At 56.2% G+C, this 15,957-nt stretch carries 12 protein-coding genes; all 12 read left to right on the forward strand.

Features of this window, described 5'->3' with window-relative positions; genetic code table 11:
- Positions 1–31 precede the first annotated feature (31 nt).
- Positions 32–1,228, forward strand: coding sequence for a 1-deoxy-D-xylulose-5-phosphate reductoisomerase (gene ispC / locus NH461_RS03180; protein WP_261601861.1), 1,197 nt, complete (start codon positions 32–34; stop codon positions 1,226–1,228).
- On the forward strand, positions 1,225–2,580 hold the full coding sequence (gene rseP, locus NH461_RS03185; protein WP_261601862.1) for a sigma E protease regulator RseP: 1,356 nt from the start codon (positions 1,225–1,227) through the stop codon (positions 2,578–2,580). The genes ispC and rseP overlap by 4 nt, the downstream gene beginning before the upstream one ends.
- A 45-nt stretch (positions 2,581–2,625) precedes the next feature.
- The gene (gene bamA / locus NH461_RS03190; protein WP_261601863.1) at positions 2,626–5,049 is read left to right on the forward strand and encodes an outer membrane protein assembly factor BamA; all 2,424 of its coding nucleotides are present in this window, start codon (positions 2,626–2,628) and stop codon (positions 5,047–5,049) included.
- Positions 5,050–5,067: 18 nt separating this feature from the next.
- Complete coding sequence (locus NH461_RS03195) at positions 5,068–5,577, forward strand: OmpH family outer membrane protein (protein WP_261601864.1); 510 nt, start codon at positions 5,068–5,070, stop codon at positions 5,575–5,577.
- Between the two features lie 150 nt (positions 5,578–5,727).
- Complete coding sequence (gene lpxD, locus NH461_RS03200; protein WP_261601865.1) at positions 5,728–6,753, forward strand: UDP-3-O-(3-hydroxymyristoyl)glucosamine N-acyltransferase; 1,026 nt, start codon at positions 5,728–5,730, stop codon at positions 6,751–6,753.
- 95 nt (positions 6,754–6,848) lie between these two features.
- On the forward strand, positions 6,849–7,304 hold the full coding sequence (fabZ, locus tag NH461_RS03205; RefSeq protein WP_261601866.1) for a 3-hydroxyacyl-ACP dehydratase FabZ: 456 nt from the start codon (positions 6,849–6,851) through the stop codon (positions 7,302–7,304).
- Positions 7,301–8,089 carry an acyl-ACP--UDP-N-acetylglucosamine O-acyltransferase gene (gene lpxA / locus NH461_RS03210; RefSeq protein WP_261601867.1) on the forward strand — a complete coding sequence of 263 codons (789 nt, stop codon included), beginning with the start codon at positions 7,301–7,303 and terminating at the stop codon, positions 8,087–8,089. The genes fabZ and lpxA overlap by 4 nt, the downstream gene beginning before the upstream one ends.
- A gap of 2 nt (positions 8,090–8,091) precedes the next feature.
- Positions 8,092–9,231 (forward strand): lipid-A-disaccharide synthase, encoded by a 1,140-nt coding sequence (lpxB, locus tag NH461_RS03215; protein WP_261601868.1) that lies wholly within the window; start codon positions 8,092–8,094, stop codon positions 9,229–9,231.
- Positions 9,232–9,837: a ribonuclease HII gene (gene rnhB, locus NH461_RS03220; protein WP_261601869.1), complete on the forward strand. Its 606-nt coding sequence runs from the start codon at positions 9,232–9,234 to the stop codon at positions 9,835–9,837.
- 148 nt (positions 9,838–9,985) lie between these two features.
- A complete protein-coding gene (gene dnaE, locus NH461_RS03225) occupies positions 9,986–13,465 on the forward strand; it encodes a DNA polymerase III subunit alpha (RefSeq protein WP_261601870.1) in 3,480 nt (1,159 codons plus the stop codon).
- A gap of 58 nt (positions 13,466–13,523) precedes the next feature.
- Positions 13,524–14,483 carry an acetyl-CoA carboxylase carboxyl transferase subunit alpha gene (gene accA / locus NH461_RS03230; protein ID WP_261601871.1) on the forward strand — a complete coding sequence of 320 codons (960 nt, stop codon included), beginning with the start codon at positions 13,524–13,526 and terminating at the stop codon, positions 14,481–14,483.
- A 131-nt stretch (positions 14,484–14,614) separates the two neighbouring features.
- The gene (gene tilS, locus NH461_RS03235; protein ID WP_261601872.1) at positions 14,615–15,934 is read left to right on the forward strand and encodes a tRNA lysidine(34) synthetase TilS; all 1,320 of its coding nucleotides are present in this window, start codon (positions 14,615–14,617) and stop codon (positions 15,932–15,934) included.
- The last annotated feature ends 23 nt before the right edge of the window (positions 15,935–15,957 follow it).

Here is a 15,957-nt window from a genome sequence, read left to right on the forward strand (position 1 = left end):
CTGCTTTTTACAGCTGGATGTAAGTGATTTTATGCGTAAATTAACGATTCTTGGTGCGACCGGCTCCATCGGCGGAAGCACGTTGGCAGTTGCCGCTCAAAACCCGGACCTGTTTGAGGTGGTGGCACTGGCGGCAGGGACAAACAGCGAGAAAATGTTTGAGCTCTGCCGGCAGTGGCAGCCGAAGTATGCGGTGATGGCGTCTGAGCAGGCTGCCGCGACGCTGAGAGGCCAATTGAATCAGCATAATTTACCGACGCAGGTGCTGGCCGGGGTTGACGGGATGTGCCAGGTGGCAGCGCTCGATGAAGTGGATACGGTGATGGCGGCAATTGTCGGTGCGGCCGGGTTATTGCCGACCATGGCTGCAGTTCGTGCCGGAAAACGAATTCTGCTGGCCAATAAAGAAGCCCTGGTGATGTCAGGGCAGCTGTTTATCGATGCCTGCCGGGCCAGCGGCGCCGAATTGTTGCCGGTCGATAGCGAGCACAACGCGATTTTCCAGAGCTTGCCGGCGCAGATTCAACAAACCCTGGGGCATTGCGATCTGGATGCGCACGGGATCAGTAAAATTCTGCTGACCGGCTCCGGTGGTCCGTTCCGCTATACCGAGGTCAGCGAGCTGGCCAGCGTAACCCCGGCGATGGCGATTGCCCACCCGAACTGGTCGATGGGGCCGAAAATTTCGGTTGATTCGGCCACCATGATGAACAAGGGCCTGGAATACATTGAAGCGCGCTGGTTGTTTAACGCCACGCGTGAGCAAATGGAGGTGATCATCCATCCGCAGTCGGTGATCCATTCCATGGTGCAGTATAAAGACGGTTCGGTGCTGGCGCAGATGGGGCTGCCGGACATGCGGACCCCAATCGCCTGTGCGATGGCCTATCCTGAAAGGGTAGATGCCGGTGTGGCAGCGCTCGATTTCAGCAAAGTCGGCGAGTTTACTTTCCTGCAGCCGGATTTCTCCCGTTATCCGTGTCTGAAGCTGGCGATGGATGCCTGTTACAGCGGGCAAGCGGCCACCACCGCGCTCAATGCCGCCAATGAAGAAGCGGTTGCGGCGTTTTTGGATCACCAGCTCACATTTACGGACATTGCGCGGGTCAACCAGCAGGTTCTGGAGCTGGCGCAAATGACGGAGCCCACTGACTTGGAAAGCGTCATTGAGCTGGATAGAATGGCGCGAGTTTTGGCTCGGGAAGTGATTGGTAAGGTATCGTTATGATGGGTATTTTGTGGAACCTGGGCGCATTTCTCGTTGCGCTGGGAATATTGATTGCTGTACACGAATACGGTCACTTTTGGGTCGCCCGCCGTTGTGGTGTCTATGTCGAGCGCTTCTCGATTGGTTTTGGCCGCGCGCTGTGGCGCAAAGTCGGCAAAGACGGCACAGAATATACCCTGGCGATGATCCCGCTGGGCGGCTATGTCAAAATGCTCGACGGCCGGGTGGATGATGTCCCGGTCGAGAAACAGCACCTGGCGTTTAATCACAAGCCGCTGTGGCAGCGCAGTGCGATTGTGGCTGCCGGACCGCTGGCTAATTTCCTGTTTGCGATTTTTGCTTACTGGGTAGTGTACCTGATCGGCGTGCCGGCGGTTCGCCCGGTGGTCGGGGAAGTCGCCCCGCAGTCGATTGCGGCCGAGGCAGGAATTCGCAGCGGGATGGAACTAAAATCCATTTCGGGAATCCAAACCGCTGATTGGGAATCTGCCAATATGGCGATGATCTCCCACATCGGTGATCAGGAAATGGTGATCACGGTTGCAGAGGCGGAAGGTGGTTATGAGATCCGCCGGACGCTGGATTTACGCTCCTGGTCCTTTGACCCGGACCGCGAGCCGGTGCTGACGTCGTTGGGGATCACCCCGTACTCACCGCCAATCACCCTGGTCATTGCCAGACTGGTGGAAGGGGGCGCGGCTCTGACGGCGGGATTACAGCTTGATGATGAGATTGTGGCCATTGCGCAGGTTCCGGTGACCGAGTGGCAGCAAGTGGTGGATGCAGTGCGCGCCCACCCGCAGCAACCGCTGGCACTGACGGTGCGCCGCGATGGCCAGACATTACCACTGACGCTGGTGCCAGACAGTAAGACCCTGGGTGACGGACAAGTGATCGGGTATGCCGGGTTTGCCCCGCAGGTCGAACCTTGGCCGGAGTCATACCGGATCAATTTGCAATATGGCCCGATTGCGGCTGTGGGGAAAGCGGTTGAAAAAACCTGGCAACTGGTCACCCTGACATTCGACATGGTCACCAAGTTGGTGACGGGTGACGTTGCGATTAAAAACCTCAGCGGCCCGATTTCCATCGCCAAAGGGGCGGGAATGACGGCAGATTACGGGGTGGTTTATTTTCTGGGGTTCCTGGCGCTGATTAGTGTCAACCTGGGGATTGTGAACCTGTTACCGCTGCCGGTGCTGGATGGTGGACACTTGATGTTCTTCGCCATTGAAGCGGTAACCCGTCGTCCTGTTTCTGAACGTGTTCAGGAGATAGGCTACAGAGTGGGCTCAGCCATTTTGGTTGCGTTAATGGCCGTTGCGCTATTCAATGACTTTACCCGCCTTTGAACAGTGCTTAAGCGCGATTTTTAGCAAGGAATAATCAGAACACTAATGGCGATAAAAAATTTATTGGTCGCATCACTGATACTCGGTAGTAGTGTTGCGCAGAGCGCGGAACAATTTGTAGTTGAAGACATTCGTTTTGAAGGCTTGCAGCGCGTCACCTTAGGGGCGGCTTTGTTGGCCATGCCGGTCCGCGTTGGCGATGGCGTGGATGAGCGCGATATTTCGGAGGTGATTCAATCCCTTTTTGCATCCGGCAACTTTGAAGATATCCAGGTGTTCCGCGACGGGGACACCCTGTTGGTCAAGGTGCTGGAGCGTCCGACGATTGCCAGTATCACCTTCTCCGGCAATAAGGCGATCAAAGAAGAGCAGCTGAAGGAAAACTTGGATGCCTCGCGCATCTCGGTGGGGGAAGCGCTGGATCGCACCACCCTCAGTAAGATCGAAAAAGGGCTGGAAGACTTCTATTACAGCGTCGGAAAATACAATGCGACGGTTAAGGCTGTGGTCACGCCGTTGCCGCGCAATCGCGCGGACTTGAAGTTTGTCTTTACCGAAGGGGTGTCTGCCAAAATCCAGCAGATTAACTTTATCGGGAACACTGTCTTTACCGACGAAGAGCTGCAGGACAAGTTTAACCTCCAGGCGGAAGTGCCGTGGTGGAACTTCCTGGCGGATGAAAAATATCAGAAACAGGTGCTGGCCGGCGATTTGGAAACCCTGCGCTCGCAGTACCTGAATAATGGTTACCTCAAGTACAAGCTTGAATCGACCCAGGTGGCGATTTCACCGGACAAGAAAGGGGTGTATATCACCCTCAAGATCAATGAAGGTGAGCAGTACCGCGTTCAGGGGGTCAGCTTTCGCGGCAACCTGATGGATAAGGGCGACGAGCTTGAGAGCCTGGTGACCATCAAGGGTGGTGAAGTCTATAACGGCGCCAAGGTGACGGCGCTGGAAGAAGCGGTGAAGCGGAAGCTGGGTGAGTTGGGCTATGCCTACCCGCAGGTGACCACTATCCCGGATTTCGATGATGCCAACCAGCAAGTTTCCCTGATTGTGAATGTCGATCCGGGGAAACGGATTTATGTCCGCAATATCGGTTTCTCCGGCAACGTCTCGACTAAAGATGAAGTGTTGCGCCGGGAAATGCGCCAGATGGAAGGCAGCTGGCTCAACTCCAAATCCGTTGAGCGGGGTAAAGAGCGTCTGAACCGGACCGGTTTCTTTGAAACGGTGGATGTTCAGACGGTTCGGGTACCGGGCACCGACGATCAGGTTGATCTGCAATACTCTGTGAAGGAAGCCAACGCCGGTAACATCAACTTCGGGATTGGCTACGGCACCGAATCCGGGATCAGTTTCCAGGCCGGGATCCAGCAGGACAACTTCCTGGGGACCGGGAATCGCTTCGGCATCAGTGCGATGATGAACGATTACCAGAAAAATATCAGCATGGAGTATCGTGACCCGTACTTCACGCTGGACGGCGTCAGCTTGGGCGGGAAAGTTTACTACAACGAGTTCGAAGCATCGGATGCGAACATTTCGGACTATACCAACCAGAGCTACGGCACCAGCCTGACCTGGGGTTTCCCGTTTGACGAGCTGAACTTCTTCGAATTTGGCCTGGGCTATGATCACAACAAGATCTCCAATACCCAGGAGTATTACCAGATCGAGAAATTCAAGGCGATCCACGGTTTTGACCGTGGTGATAATGTGATCGAGCTCGATGACTTCGACTGGTCGGTTTCCTGGACCCGCAATAACCTCAACCGCGGCTATTTCCCGACGGCGGGGAATCACCAGCGGGCGTCGTTCCGGATGACGATTCCGGGCTCAGATGCGCAATATTTCAAGGTGCAGTACAACGTTCGTCAGTACTATCCTCTGGATGAAGACCATCACTTCAGCCTGCTGCTGCGCGGTAAGCTGGGCTATGGTAACGGTTACGGCACCACGGATAACGGCAGTGATCACCTGCTGCCGTTCTATGAAAACTTCTATGCCGGTGGTTTCTCGACCCTGCGTGGTTTCCGCTCGAACACGGTGGGTCCGAAAGCCGTCTATATCGGCGGTTGTCCATCCGGCGGGATCGGTGGCGGCGGGAATAACAGCTGTGCAACCGGGACCGATGATGCGGCCGGGGGGAACGCCGTGGCGCTGGGAAGCGTCGAACTGATTGTCCCGACCCCGTTTGCATCGGAAGAAGCCCAGAACCAGTTACGCACCAGTGTGTTCGTGGATGCCGGGACGGTATGGGATACTGAATATGATCTGACGGATTCGGATGGGAGATTCTTGAATGACTACTCTGATCCATCCTTGATCCGGGCATCGTATGGTGCTGCATTGCAGTGGATGTCCCCGATGGGGCCGCTCGTATTCTCGGTTGCACGTCCAATCAAGAAATACGAAGGGGATGATGAAGAGTTCTTCACCTTCACCATCGGTCGCACATTCTAATCAATTAAGGAGAGTCTTTTGAAACAGTGGATTAAAGCGGCAGGCCTGAGCCTGGTGATTATTTCTTCATCGATGTATGCCAATGCTGCGGAAGCTGCGCAAAAAGTCGGCTATGTTGCAACTGGTCAGGCTATGGCTCAGCTGGCAAAACGGTATAATGTGCCACAAAAGCTGCGCAATGAATTTAAAGATCGCATCGACGAATTGCGCGGTATTGAAAATAGCATGAAGACGAAAGTCGAAAAGCTCAAGCGTGATGGCGAGCTGATGAGTGCCGCTGATCGCACCAAGCTACAGCGTGAAATGGCTGCCCTGGAATCGGACTATAAGCTGAAAGCCAAGGCTTTGCAGGAAGATCAACGTCGTCGCGGCGCTGAAGAAGAGCAGAAACTGGTTCAGAAAATTCGCCAGGCAATTCAAGATGTTGCCAAGCGTGAAGGCTATGATTTGGTGCTTGATGCCAATGCCGTGCTGCATGCCAGTCCGAAAGATGACTTGTCGTCGAAGGTGATTGCCGCGGTGAAATAAGCAGCGCGCAACATCGGGTTGAGCATGGCAGTAATCAAGTCGAAAGCGGATGGTCATCTCGGGTGGCCATCCCTTTCGCTTTGCTGTTTCTGGGAGACCCTCAGGGGCGCCAATCACCGCTGAACAATGATAAAAAATTTAAGGTAACACATGGCTGGAATTACTCTTGCTGAAATAGCAGCGAAACTGGGGGCAGAGCTACGCGGAGATGGCACTGTCAGCATTGAATCGATCGCGGGCACCAACCAAGCCGGGCAGGGTGACATCACGTTTTTGTCGAGCAGCAAATACCGCAAGCATCTGGCCGAATGCCGGGCTTCGGCGGTGATCCTCAAAGAAGCGGATCTGCCTTATTTTGACGGCAATGCCCTGGTGATGAACGACCCGTACCTGGGCTATGCACTTGTGGCTCAGCTGCTGGATACCACGCCAGCCGCGGCGACCGAGATTGCCCCAAGTGCTTATGTCGCTGATGACGTGGTACTGGGCGAAGGTGTGGCCATCGGCCACAATGCCGTGATTGAATCCGGTGTGACGCTGGGCGATCACGCCCAGATTGGCCCAGGGTGTTTTGTCGGTAAAAATGCAGAGATTGGCGCGCGGAGCAAACTCTGGGCCAATGTGAGCATTTACCACAACGTAGTGCTGGGCACCGATTGTCTGGTACAGGCCGGCACTGTGATTGGTTCAGACGGCTTCGGATACGCCAACAACAAAGGCGAGTGGGTCAAGATCCCGCAACTGGGCAGCGTTCGCATTGGGAGCCGGGTGGAAATCGGTGCCGGGACGACCATTGACCGGGGTGCCCTGGAAGATACCATCATTGAAGATAACGTGATTATCGACAACCAGATGCAAATTGCCCACAACGTGCAGATTGGTTACGGCACCGCGATGGCGGGCGGCACGATTGTCGCCGGCAGTACCAAAATTGGTAAATACTGTATTATCGGCGGCGCGTCCGTGTTGAACGGTCATATCGAGATCGCCGATGGCGTGACCATCACCGGCATGGGGATGGTGATGCGCAGTATCGAAGAGAAGGGGATGTACTCTTCCGGGATCCCGTTGCAGCCCAACAAAGAATGGCGCAAGACCGCGGCCCGCACCATGAAGATTGATGACATGAATAAACGGCTCAAGGCGGTTGAGAAGAAGCTGGACGAAAACAGCTGATCGCCTTCGCCGAATCAACAGGTCCGCACACTCTGCGGATCTTTTTGCGGTAGAATGAGCCCATATTGACTTTTATTTAAGACAGGAATGCAGTTTTGACGAGCGAAAACAAGACGCTAAATATCACAGAGATTCAGGAACTTTTGCCACATCGCTATCCGTTTCTGATGATTGATCGCGTAACCGACTACGAAGAGGGTAAAACCCTGACCGCGATTAAGAATGTTTCTGTGAATGAGCCGCAGTTTACCGGCCACTTTCCGAAGATGCCGGTTTTCCCGGGGGTCATGATCCTGGAAGCCATGGCTCAGGCGACTGGTCTGCTGGCGTTCAAAACCTTTGGCGCGCCATCGGAAAATGAACTGTATTACTTTGCCAGCATTGATAACGCTAAATTCCGCAAGCCGGTGGGCCCGGGTGATCAGCTGATCATTGAAGTGGAATTCCTGAAAGAGCGCCGCGGTATTGCGATGTTTAATGGGGTTGCCAGAGTTGATGGCGACGTCGTGTGCTCTGCCGAACTGAAATGTGCAAGACGAGAGTTTTCATGATTCACGAAACAGCCCAAATCCACCCGTCGGCGGTGGTCGAAGCAGGGGCAATTCTCGGTGCCAACGTGAAAGTGGGTCCGTTTAGCTACATCGGTGCTGATGTTGAAATCGGTGAAGGGACAGAAATTATGTCCCACGTGGTAGTGAAAGGTCCGACCAAGATTGGCCGTGAGAACCGCATCTTCCAGTTTGCTTCCATTGGCGAAGAGTGCCAGGACCTGAAATATGCCGGTGAGCCGACCCGTCTGGAAATTGGCGATCGCAACACCATCCGCGAAAGCGTAACCATGCACCGCGGTACGGTTCAGGACAACGGGATCACCAAAGTCGGCAATGACAACCTGTTCATGATTAACGCCCATGTGGCGCATGACTGTGTCGTCGGCGACCGCTGTATTTTTGCCAATAACGCAACCCTGGCCGGTCATGTGACCGTGGGCAACCATGCGATTGTCGGCGGAATGTCTGCGATTCACCAGTTCTGTACCATTGGCGATCACTGTATGCTGGGCGGTGGCTCGATTGTCGTTCAGGACGTCCCACCGTACGTGATGGCGCAGGGTAACCACTGTGCGCCGTTCGGCATCAACGTCGAAGGCCTCAAGCGCCGTGGCTTTGAGAAAGAAGATATCAAAGCAATTCGTGCGGTGTATAAGGCGCTGTACCGCTCAGGCAAGACCCTGGCGGAAGTGAAGCCGGAAATCGAAGCCCTGGCGCAAACGCATGCCCCGGTGCAACGGTTTGTCGACTTCTTCGAGCAATCAACGCGCGGAATCATTCGCTGAATATGACCAAGCCACTTCGAATTGGAATTGTCGCCGGGGAAATCTCCGGCGATATTTTAGGTGCCGGGTTTATCCAGGCCATCCGGCAACAGTATCCGGACGCGGAGTTCGTCGGTATTGCCGGCCCGCGGATGCAGGCCGCCGGGTGCGAGACCCTGTTTGATATGGAAGAGCTGGCGGTGATGGGGATTGTTGAAGTCCTCGGCCGCCTGCCGCGCCTGCTGAAAGTCAAAGCCGAGCTGGTGAAGTATTTCAGTGACAATCCGCCGGATGTGTTTGTCGGTATTGATGCCCCGGATTTCAACCTGCGTCTGGAGCGCGATCTGAAGCTGCGCGGGATCAAAACCGTGCACTACGTCAGCCCGTCGGTTTGGGCCTGGCGCCAGAAGCGGATCTTCAAGATTGAAGCCGCCACCAATCTGGTGCTGGCGTTCCTGCCGTTCGAGAAGGCTTTCTACGACAAATTCAATGTCCCGTGTGAGTTTATCGGCCATACCATGGCCGATGCGATCCCGCTGGAAACCGATCAGGGGGCGGCCCAAGACCTGCTGGGACTCGATCGCAGCAAACGCTGGCTGGCCGTATTGCCGGGCAGCCGGGGCAGCGAGATGGGCATGCTGGCCGCGCCGTTTATCGAAACCTGCAAGCTGCTTAAGCAAAAGCACCCGGATCTCGGATTTGTGGTGGCGCTGGTCAACCAAAAGCGCCGGGAGCAGTTTGAGCAGGCCTGGCGCGAAACCGCCCCGGAGCTCGATTTTGTGCTGGTGGACGATACGGCCCGCAATGTCATGATTGCTTCGGACACGGTGCTGCTGGCTTCGGGCACCGTGGCACTCGAGTGTATGCTGGTCAAACGGCCGATGGTGGTGGGCTATAAGGTCAAACCGCTGACCGCCTGGCTGGCCAAGCGCATGCTGAAAACCAAGTATGTCTCGCTGGCCAATATTCTGGCCGATCGCGAACTGGTGCCGGAGCTGCTGCAGGACGACTGCGTGCCGGAGAAGTTGTGCCACGAAGTGGATCGCTTCCTCAATGCGGACAACAGCGCGCTGATGGCTGAGTTTGCCCGCCTGCATCAGCTGATCAAATGTAATGCAGACCAACAGGCCGCGGCAGCGGTGCTGAAATTGATAGGCAAGTAAATGGCAACACCTTTGGAACCTTTTGAATACCCGGCAGCACAGTGCATTGCCGGGGTGGATGAAGTCGGCCGCGGGCCGCTGGTCGGCGCGGTGGTCACCGCCGCGGTGATTTTAGACCCGGCCAACCCGATTACCGGATTGACCGACTCCAAAAAACTGAGCGAGAAAAAGCGCAACGCCTTGTTTGATGAAATCAAGGAAAAGGCCCTGGCCTGGTCTTTGGGGCGTTGTGAGCCGGAAGAGATCGACCAGCTCAATATTTTGCAGGCCACCATGGTTGCCATGCAGCGGGCGGTCGCGGGCCTGTCGGTCCAGCCGGATTTTGTCCTGGTTGACGGCAATAAGATCCCGCAGCTGCCGATGGCGGCCCAGGCGGTGGTGAAGGGCGATTTGCGGGTGGCGGAGATCAGTGCCGCTTCGATTCTGGCCAAAGTGACCCGGGATCGGGAAATGGAAGCGCTGGACGCCCAGTATCCGGATTACGGGTTTGCCCAGCACAAGGGCTATCCGACCAAGGCCCATTTTGAAGCCCTGGAAAAACTCGGCGTAATTGAGCAGCACCGCAAGAGTTTTAAACCCGTCAAACGCATTCTCGGGATTGACTGATTTTTCCGCAGGACGGCGCCCCATCGCTGAGGTATTCGCCACGTACGCGTGGCGTTTTGCCCGATTGCATCGCATGCGGTGATGCGCGGCGTCCTTTAGGCTATAATCCTCGCTTAACGATTTAAGTATTTATCAAATCTGGTTAGTCATGGCTGAACCCCGCTTTATTCATCTTCGTGTCCACAGTGATTTCTCAATGGTTGACGGCCTGTCAAAGGTCCCGCCGCTGGTCAAAAAAGTCGCGGCTATGGGCATGCCGGCCATGGCGCTGACCGACTTCACCAACCTGTGTGGTCTGGTGAAGTTCTACAACAACGCGCATGGGGCCGGGATGAAACCGATCATCGGGGCGGATTTCAAAGTCCGCTCGGATGAGATGGGGGACGATCTGACCGAGCTGACCGTACTGGCCGCTGACAATGATGGTTATCGCAACCTGACCCTGTTGATCTCGGATGCGTATCAGCGCGGTCATGTGCAGCATCAGCCGGTGATCGATAAAGACTGGCTGGCTGAGCGCCATCAGGGATTGATCCTGCTCTCTGGTGGTAGGCGGGGTGATGTCGGCCAGGCGCTGCTCAAAGGCAACCAGAAGATGGCCGAGTGTCTGGTGGCGTTCTACCAGACCCATTTTCCCGACCGATATTATCTTGAGCTGACCCGCACCGGCCGACCGGACGAAGAAGCGTATCTGCACTTTGCGATCGAACTGGCGGCGCAAATGGCGTTGCCGGTGGTGGCGACCAACGATGTGCGCTTTATTTCGCCGGATCAGTTCGATGCCCACTCGATCCGGGTGGCGATCCATGATGGCTACACCCTGGCCGATCCGAACCGGCCGCAGCTGTACAGCGCCCAGCAATACCTGCGCAGCGAAGAAGAAATGTGCGAGCTGTTCGCCGACATTCCGGAAGCGCTGGAAAACAGCGTCGAAATTGCCAAGCGTTGTAACGTCACGGTCCGCCTGAATGAATACTTCCTGCCGAACTTCCCGACCGGCGATCTGAGTACCGAAGATTATCTGGTCAAAATGTCCAAAGAGGGACTGGAGCGGCGTCTGGCCTTCCTGTTCCCGGATGAAGCGGTGCGCCAGGAGCGACGTCCGGAATACGATGAGCGCCTCGACATCGAGCTGGAAGTGATCAACCAGATGGGGTTCCCGGGCTACTTCCTGATCGTCATGGAGTTTATCCAGTGGTCGAAAGATAACGGGATCCCGGTCGGGCCGGGCCGGGGCTCCGGTGCCGGCTCTCTGGTGGCTTACGCGCTGGATATCACGGATCTGGACCCGCTGGAATTTGACCTGCTGTTCGAACGTTTCCTGAACCCGGAGCGGGTCTCCATGCCCGATTTCGATATCGATTTCTGTATGGACAAGCGGGATCTGGTGATCGACCACGTGGCTGAAATGTACGGCCGGGATGCGGTATCTCAGATCATCACCTTCGGGACCATGGCGGCCAAGGCGGTGATCCGCGATGTCGGCCGGGTACTGGGGCACCCGTACGGGTTTGTCGATCGCATTTCTAAGCTGGTGCCTGCTGAGCCGGGGATGACGCTGGCCAAGGCGTTTGAGGCCGAGCCGCAGTTGCAGGAGTCGTATGACGCGGACGAAGAAGTCCGGGATCTGATCGACATGTGCCGGGTGCTGGAAGGGGTAACGCGAAACGCCGGGAAACACGCCGGTGGGGTCGTGATTTCACCGACCACCATTACCGATTTTGCGCCGCTGTACTGTGATGCTGAAGGCCATCACCCGGTCACCCAGTTCGACAAGAACGACGTTGAAACTGCCGGGCTGGTCAAGTTCGACTTCCTTGGCCTGCGAACCCTGACCATTATCGACTGGGCGCTGGGGATGGTGAACCCGCGCCTGGAAGCGCAGGGCAAGCCGCCGGTCAATATCGCCGCCATTCCGATGGATGACGCGAAATCCTTCGCCATGCTGCAACGCTCTGAGTCCACCGCGGTGTTCCAGCTCGAATCGCGCGGGATGAAAGATCTGATCAAGCGTCTGCAGCCGGACTGCTTTGAAGATATGATCGCTCTGGTGGCCCTGTTCCGTCCGGGCCCGCTGCAATCGGGCATGGTGGATAACTTTATCGACCGGAAGCACGGCCGCGAGGCGGTGTCGTACCCGGATGAAAAGTGGCAGCACGAATCACTGAAAGAAATTCTTGAGCCGACCTACGGCATCATCCTGTACCAGGAGCAGGTGATGCAGATCGCCCAGGTGCTGGCCGGTTATACCCTGGGCGGCGCGGACTTGCTGCGCCGGGCCATGGGTAAGAAAAAACCGGAGGAAATGGCCAAGCAACGGGCAATTTTCGAAGAAGGGTCGATCAAGAACGGCGTCGACGGCGAGCTGGCGATGCGGATCTTCGACCTGGTAGAGAAATTTGCCGGTTACGGATTTAACAAATCCCACTCCGCGGCTTACGCGCTGGTGTCGTACCAGACTCTGTGGCTTAAGGCGCACTACCCGGCAGAATTCATGGCGGCGGTCATGACCGCCGATATGGATAACACCGATAAGATCGTCGGTCTGGTGGATGAGTGCCACCGGATGAAACTCGAACTGTTGCCGCCGGACGTCAACAAGGGTCTCTATCGCTTCAACGTCGATGACAACGGCGCCATCGTGTACGGTATCGGTGCGGTGAAAGGGGTCGGTGAAGCCCCGATCGAAAATATTATTGCGGCACGCGAGAAAGGCGGCCACTTTAAAGATCTGTTTGATTTCTGCGCCCGGATTGATACTAAAAAAGTCAACAAGCGGGTGCTGGAGCGGCTGATCAAGTGCGGCGCGTTGGATCGCCTGGGTCCGAACCGGGCCGCGATGATGGCTTCCCTGGACGATGCCCTGAAAGCGGCGAGCCAGCACCATCAGGCCGAAGCCTTCGGCCAGACCGACATGTTCGGGGTGTTGACCGAAGCGCCTGAAGAAGTTGAGCATGCTTATGCCAATATTCCGGAATGGCCGGAAAAAGTCTGGTTGGAAGGGGAACGGGAAACCCTTGGCCTGTATCTGACGGGCCACCCGATCAACGTCTATGTGCCGGAGCTGAAACACTACACCACCTGGCGCCTGAAAGATGCCCATCCGACCGGACGGGATAAAGTGGTGACCGTCGCCGGGCTGGTGATCGCCGCCCGGGTGATGACCACCAAGCGCGGCACTCGCATCGGCCTGCTGAGTCTGGACGATCGATCCGGGCGGATGGAAGTGATGTTATTTTCCGATGCGCTGGAAAGATACCTCGATTTGGTCGAGAAAGATCGCATTTTGGTCGTTTCCGGACAGGTCAGCTTTGATGATTTTAACGGTGGCCTTAAAATGTCGGCGCGAGAAGTGCTTGATATCTCAGAAGCCAGAGAAAAGCATTTGCGAGGACTTGCCATCTCTGTGACAGAGAGGCAAATTGATGAACAGTTTTTTGAGCGTTTCAGCAAAGTGCTGGAGCCGCACCGCGCAGGTACTGTGCCGGTAAATATGTACTATCAGCGCTCTAATGCGCGCGCCAAGTTGACCCTCGGGACCGAGTGGCGCGTTACCCCGGCCGATCAGCTGATTTCTGATCTCAAAATCTTGCTGGGTGAAAAGCAGGTAGAGCTTGAGTTTAATTAAATGTGCCCATACTTATTGTGCAATAGCCAATAAGCATGAGCCAAAGGATTGAAGTGGTATGAGCCTGAACTTCCTTGAGTTTGAACAGCCGATTGCGGAACTAGAAGCCAAAATTGAAGCACTGCGTGAAGTGTCGCGCCGTGATGAATCAGCATCGGTTGATCTGGACAAAGAAATTGAACAACTGGAAAAGAAAAGCCTGGAGCTGACCAAGAAGATTTTTGGCGATCTGGGTGCCTGGCAGGTTGCTCAGTTAGCCCGTCATCCACAGCGTCCGTACACTTTTGATTATGTTGAACATATGTTCACCGAATTTGACGAGCTGGCCGGTGATCGCGCGTTTGCCGATGACAAAGCCCTGGTGGGCGGGATTGCGCGTCTGGAAGGGCGTCCGGTGATGGTGATTGGTCACCAGAAAGGCCGTGAAACCAAAGAGAAAGTGCTGCGTAACTTCGGGATGCCAAAGCCGGAAGGGTATCGCAAAGCGCTGCGCCTGATGAAAATGGCGGAGCGGTTTAAGATGCCGATCATCACCTTCATCGACACCGCGGGTGCTTACCCGGGCGTGGGCGCGGAAGAGCGTGGCCAGTCTGAAGCGATTGCGACCAACCTCAAAGAAATGGCTGGCCTGACAGTGCCGGTGATCTGCAACGTGGTCGGTGAAGGCGGTTCCGGCGGCGCACTGGCCATCGGTGTCGGTGACTGTGTCAACATGCTGCAATATTCTACGTACTCGGTGATTTCGCCGGAAGGTTGTGCCTCCATCCTGTGGCGCGACTCGGATAAGGCGCCGCAAGCCGCAGAAGCGATGGGGATGACTGCGAATCGCCTGAAAGAGCTGGAGCTGATCGACAACATTATCGATGAGCCGCTGGGTGGTGCACACCGCAATGTGATCGAAATGTCTGAGAACCTGAAGAAGCAAATTCTGGCGACGCTGGAAGAGCTGGACGGTCTGGATACCGAAGCATTGCTGGAGCGTCGCTACCAGCGTCTGCTGAGCTACGGTTACTGCTAACTGCTAGCTGTTAACGGCTAGCCGCCGCACTGCAACACGATGGACAGAAGAACGGATCACCCAGGTGATCCGTTTTTTTTTATGGGTCACTCTGGTATAAGAGCTTCACTGTTATCGATGTGAGCTGTCCCATGTTGTATTCCCGATTCGCTGCCTTTCTCCAGCCCTATGGCGAACGTCCGCGACGTTTTGTGTTAGCCCTGAGCGGTGGGTTGGATTCGCGCGTGTTGCTGGCGTTGCTGGGGCAGTTTATCCGAAGCCACCCGCAACATCAGGCGCAGGTGGTCCATGTCCATCACGGCTTGAGCCCCAATGCCGATGCCTGGCTGGCGCGTTGCCGCGACTGGAGCGCGCAGGCCGGTCTGGCGTTTGCGGCAGAGCATGTCACGTTAACGCTGGGCGCCCGGATCAGTGTTGAGCAACAGGCCCGCGAGCAGCGTTATCAGGCGCTGGCCCGGCATGTGAACGACGGGGATCTGCTCCTGACGGCCCAGCATGCCGATGATCAGCTGGAGACCTTCCTGCTGGCGCTCAAACGGGGCAGTGGCCCGGCGGGGTTGGCTGCGATGGCGCCGGAGACGCCTTTTAGCAAAGGAAAACATCTTCGGCCGTTGCTCTGGGCCACCCGGGAAGAGATTGAAGCGTATGCCCGCGGTCAGGGGCTGACGTGGATAGAAGATGAGAGCAATCAGGATACCCGGTATGATCGGAACTTCTTACGCCATGAGATCACCCCTAGGTTGGTGGCACGCTGGCCCGGGCTGCGTAAGTCTGTCGCGCGCAGTGCGGCTCTGTGCGGTGAGCAGGAAGCGCTGCTGGCAGAGTTGCTGGCCTCCCGGCTGGCCGAGGCCGTACAGCCGGATGGCAGTTTGGCGATCGCCGCACTGGGCCCGGAACGAACAGGTAAGCAACTGATCCGTTTGTGGCTGCGTCAGCAGGATGTCTTGATGCCGTCTCAGGCACAGCTCAGTCAGATTTGGCACAGTGTGGTGATGGCCCGGGCGGATGCCAACCCGCAGCTTCGCTGGCAGCAGGTTGAAGTACGCCGTCACCGCCAGTGCCTGTATCTGATCCGGCAATGGCCGGCGATCCACCATATTCAGCTGCCATGTACGCTGGGGATGCCATGTCACTTGCCTCAGGCGCTCGGTACCGTGCTGCTTCAGCATACCGGGCGGGGGCAACTTCGATCTCCGACGCCGGATGAGCCGGTGACGGTGCGTTTCAATCCGGAGGGCATCGAAGCCAAACCGGTTGGCCGGATCGGGCGGCGCAAGCTCAAGAAACTGTTTCAGGAATACGGCGTGCCGAGTTGGAATCGCCGCCGGACGCCGTTAATTTTTTATGGCGATCAGTTGGCGGCTGTGGCCGGGTTATTTGTCGTCGATGCGTATCGGGGTCAAGACTGTGACCTGACTTGGCAGAATGATGTATTTGATGTGCAATGTTAGGTTAAAGAGTGCACAATCTAACT

This window comes from Photobacterium sp. TY1-4 (assembly GCF_025398175.1).
Lineage (GTDB): Bacteria > Pseudomonadota > Gammaproteobacteria > Enterobacterales > Vibrionaceae > Photobacterium.

What these genes read in the sequence shown, in the direction of transcription:
- rseP (WP_261601862.1), top strand. Translation starts at nt 1,225, where the DNA reads ATGATGGGTATTTTGTGGAACCTGGGCGCATTTCTCGTTGCGCTGGGA.
- tilS (WP_261601872.1), top strand. Translation starts at nt 14,615, where the DNA reads ATGTTGTATTCCCGATTCGCTGCCTTTCTCCAGCCCTATGGCGAACGT.
- accA (WP_261601871.1), top strand. Translation starts at nt 13,524, where the DNA reads ATGAGCCTGAACTTCCTTGAGTTTGAACAGCCGATTGCGGAACTAGAA.
- rnhB (WP_261601869.1), top strand. Translation starts at nt 9,232, where the DNA reads ATGGCAACACCTTTGGAACCTTTTGAATACCCGGCAGCACAGTGCATT.
- lpxD (WP_261601865.1), top strand. Translation starts at nt 5,728, where the DNA reads ATGGCTGGAATTACTCTTGCTGAAATAGCAGCGAAACTGGGGGCAGAG.
- ispC (WP_261601861.1), top strand. Translation starts at nt 32, where the DNA reads ATGCGTAAATTAACGATTCTTGGTGCGACCGGCTCCATCGGCGGAAGC.
- bamA (WP_261601863.1), top strand. Translation starts at nt 2,626, where the DNA reads ATGGCGATAAAAAATTTATTGGTCGCATCACTGATACTCGGTAGTAGT.
- lpxB (WP_261601868.1), top strand. Translation starts at nt 8,092, where the DNA reads ATGACCAAGCCACTTCGAATTGGAATTGTCGCCGGGGAAATCTCCGGC.
- lpxA (WP_261601867.1), top strand. Translation starts at nt 7,301, where the DNA reads ATGATTCACGAAACAGCCCAAATCCACCCGTCGGCGGTGGTCGAAGCA.
- dnaE (WP_261601870.1), top strand. Translation starts at nt 9,986, where the DNA reads ATGGCTGAACCCCGCTTTATTCATCTTCGTGTCCACAGTGATTTCTCA.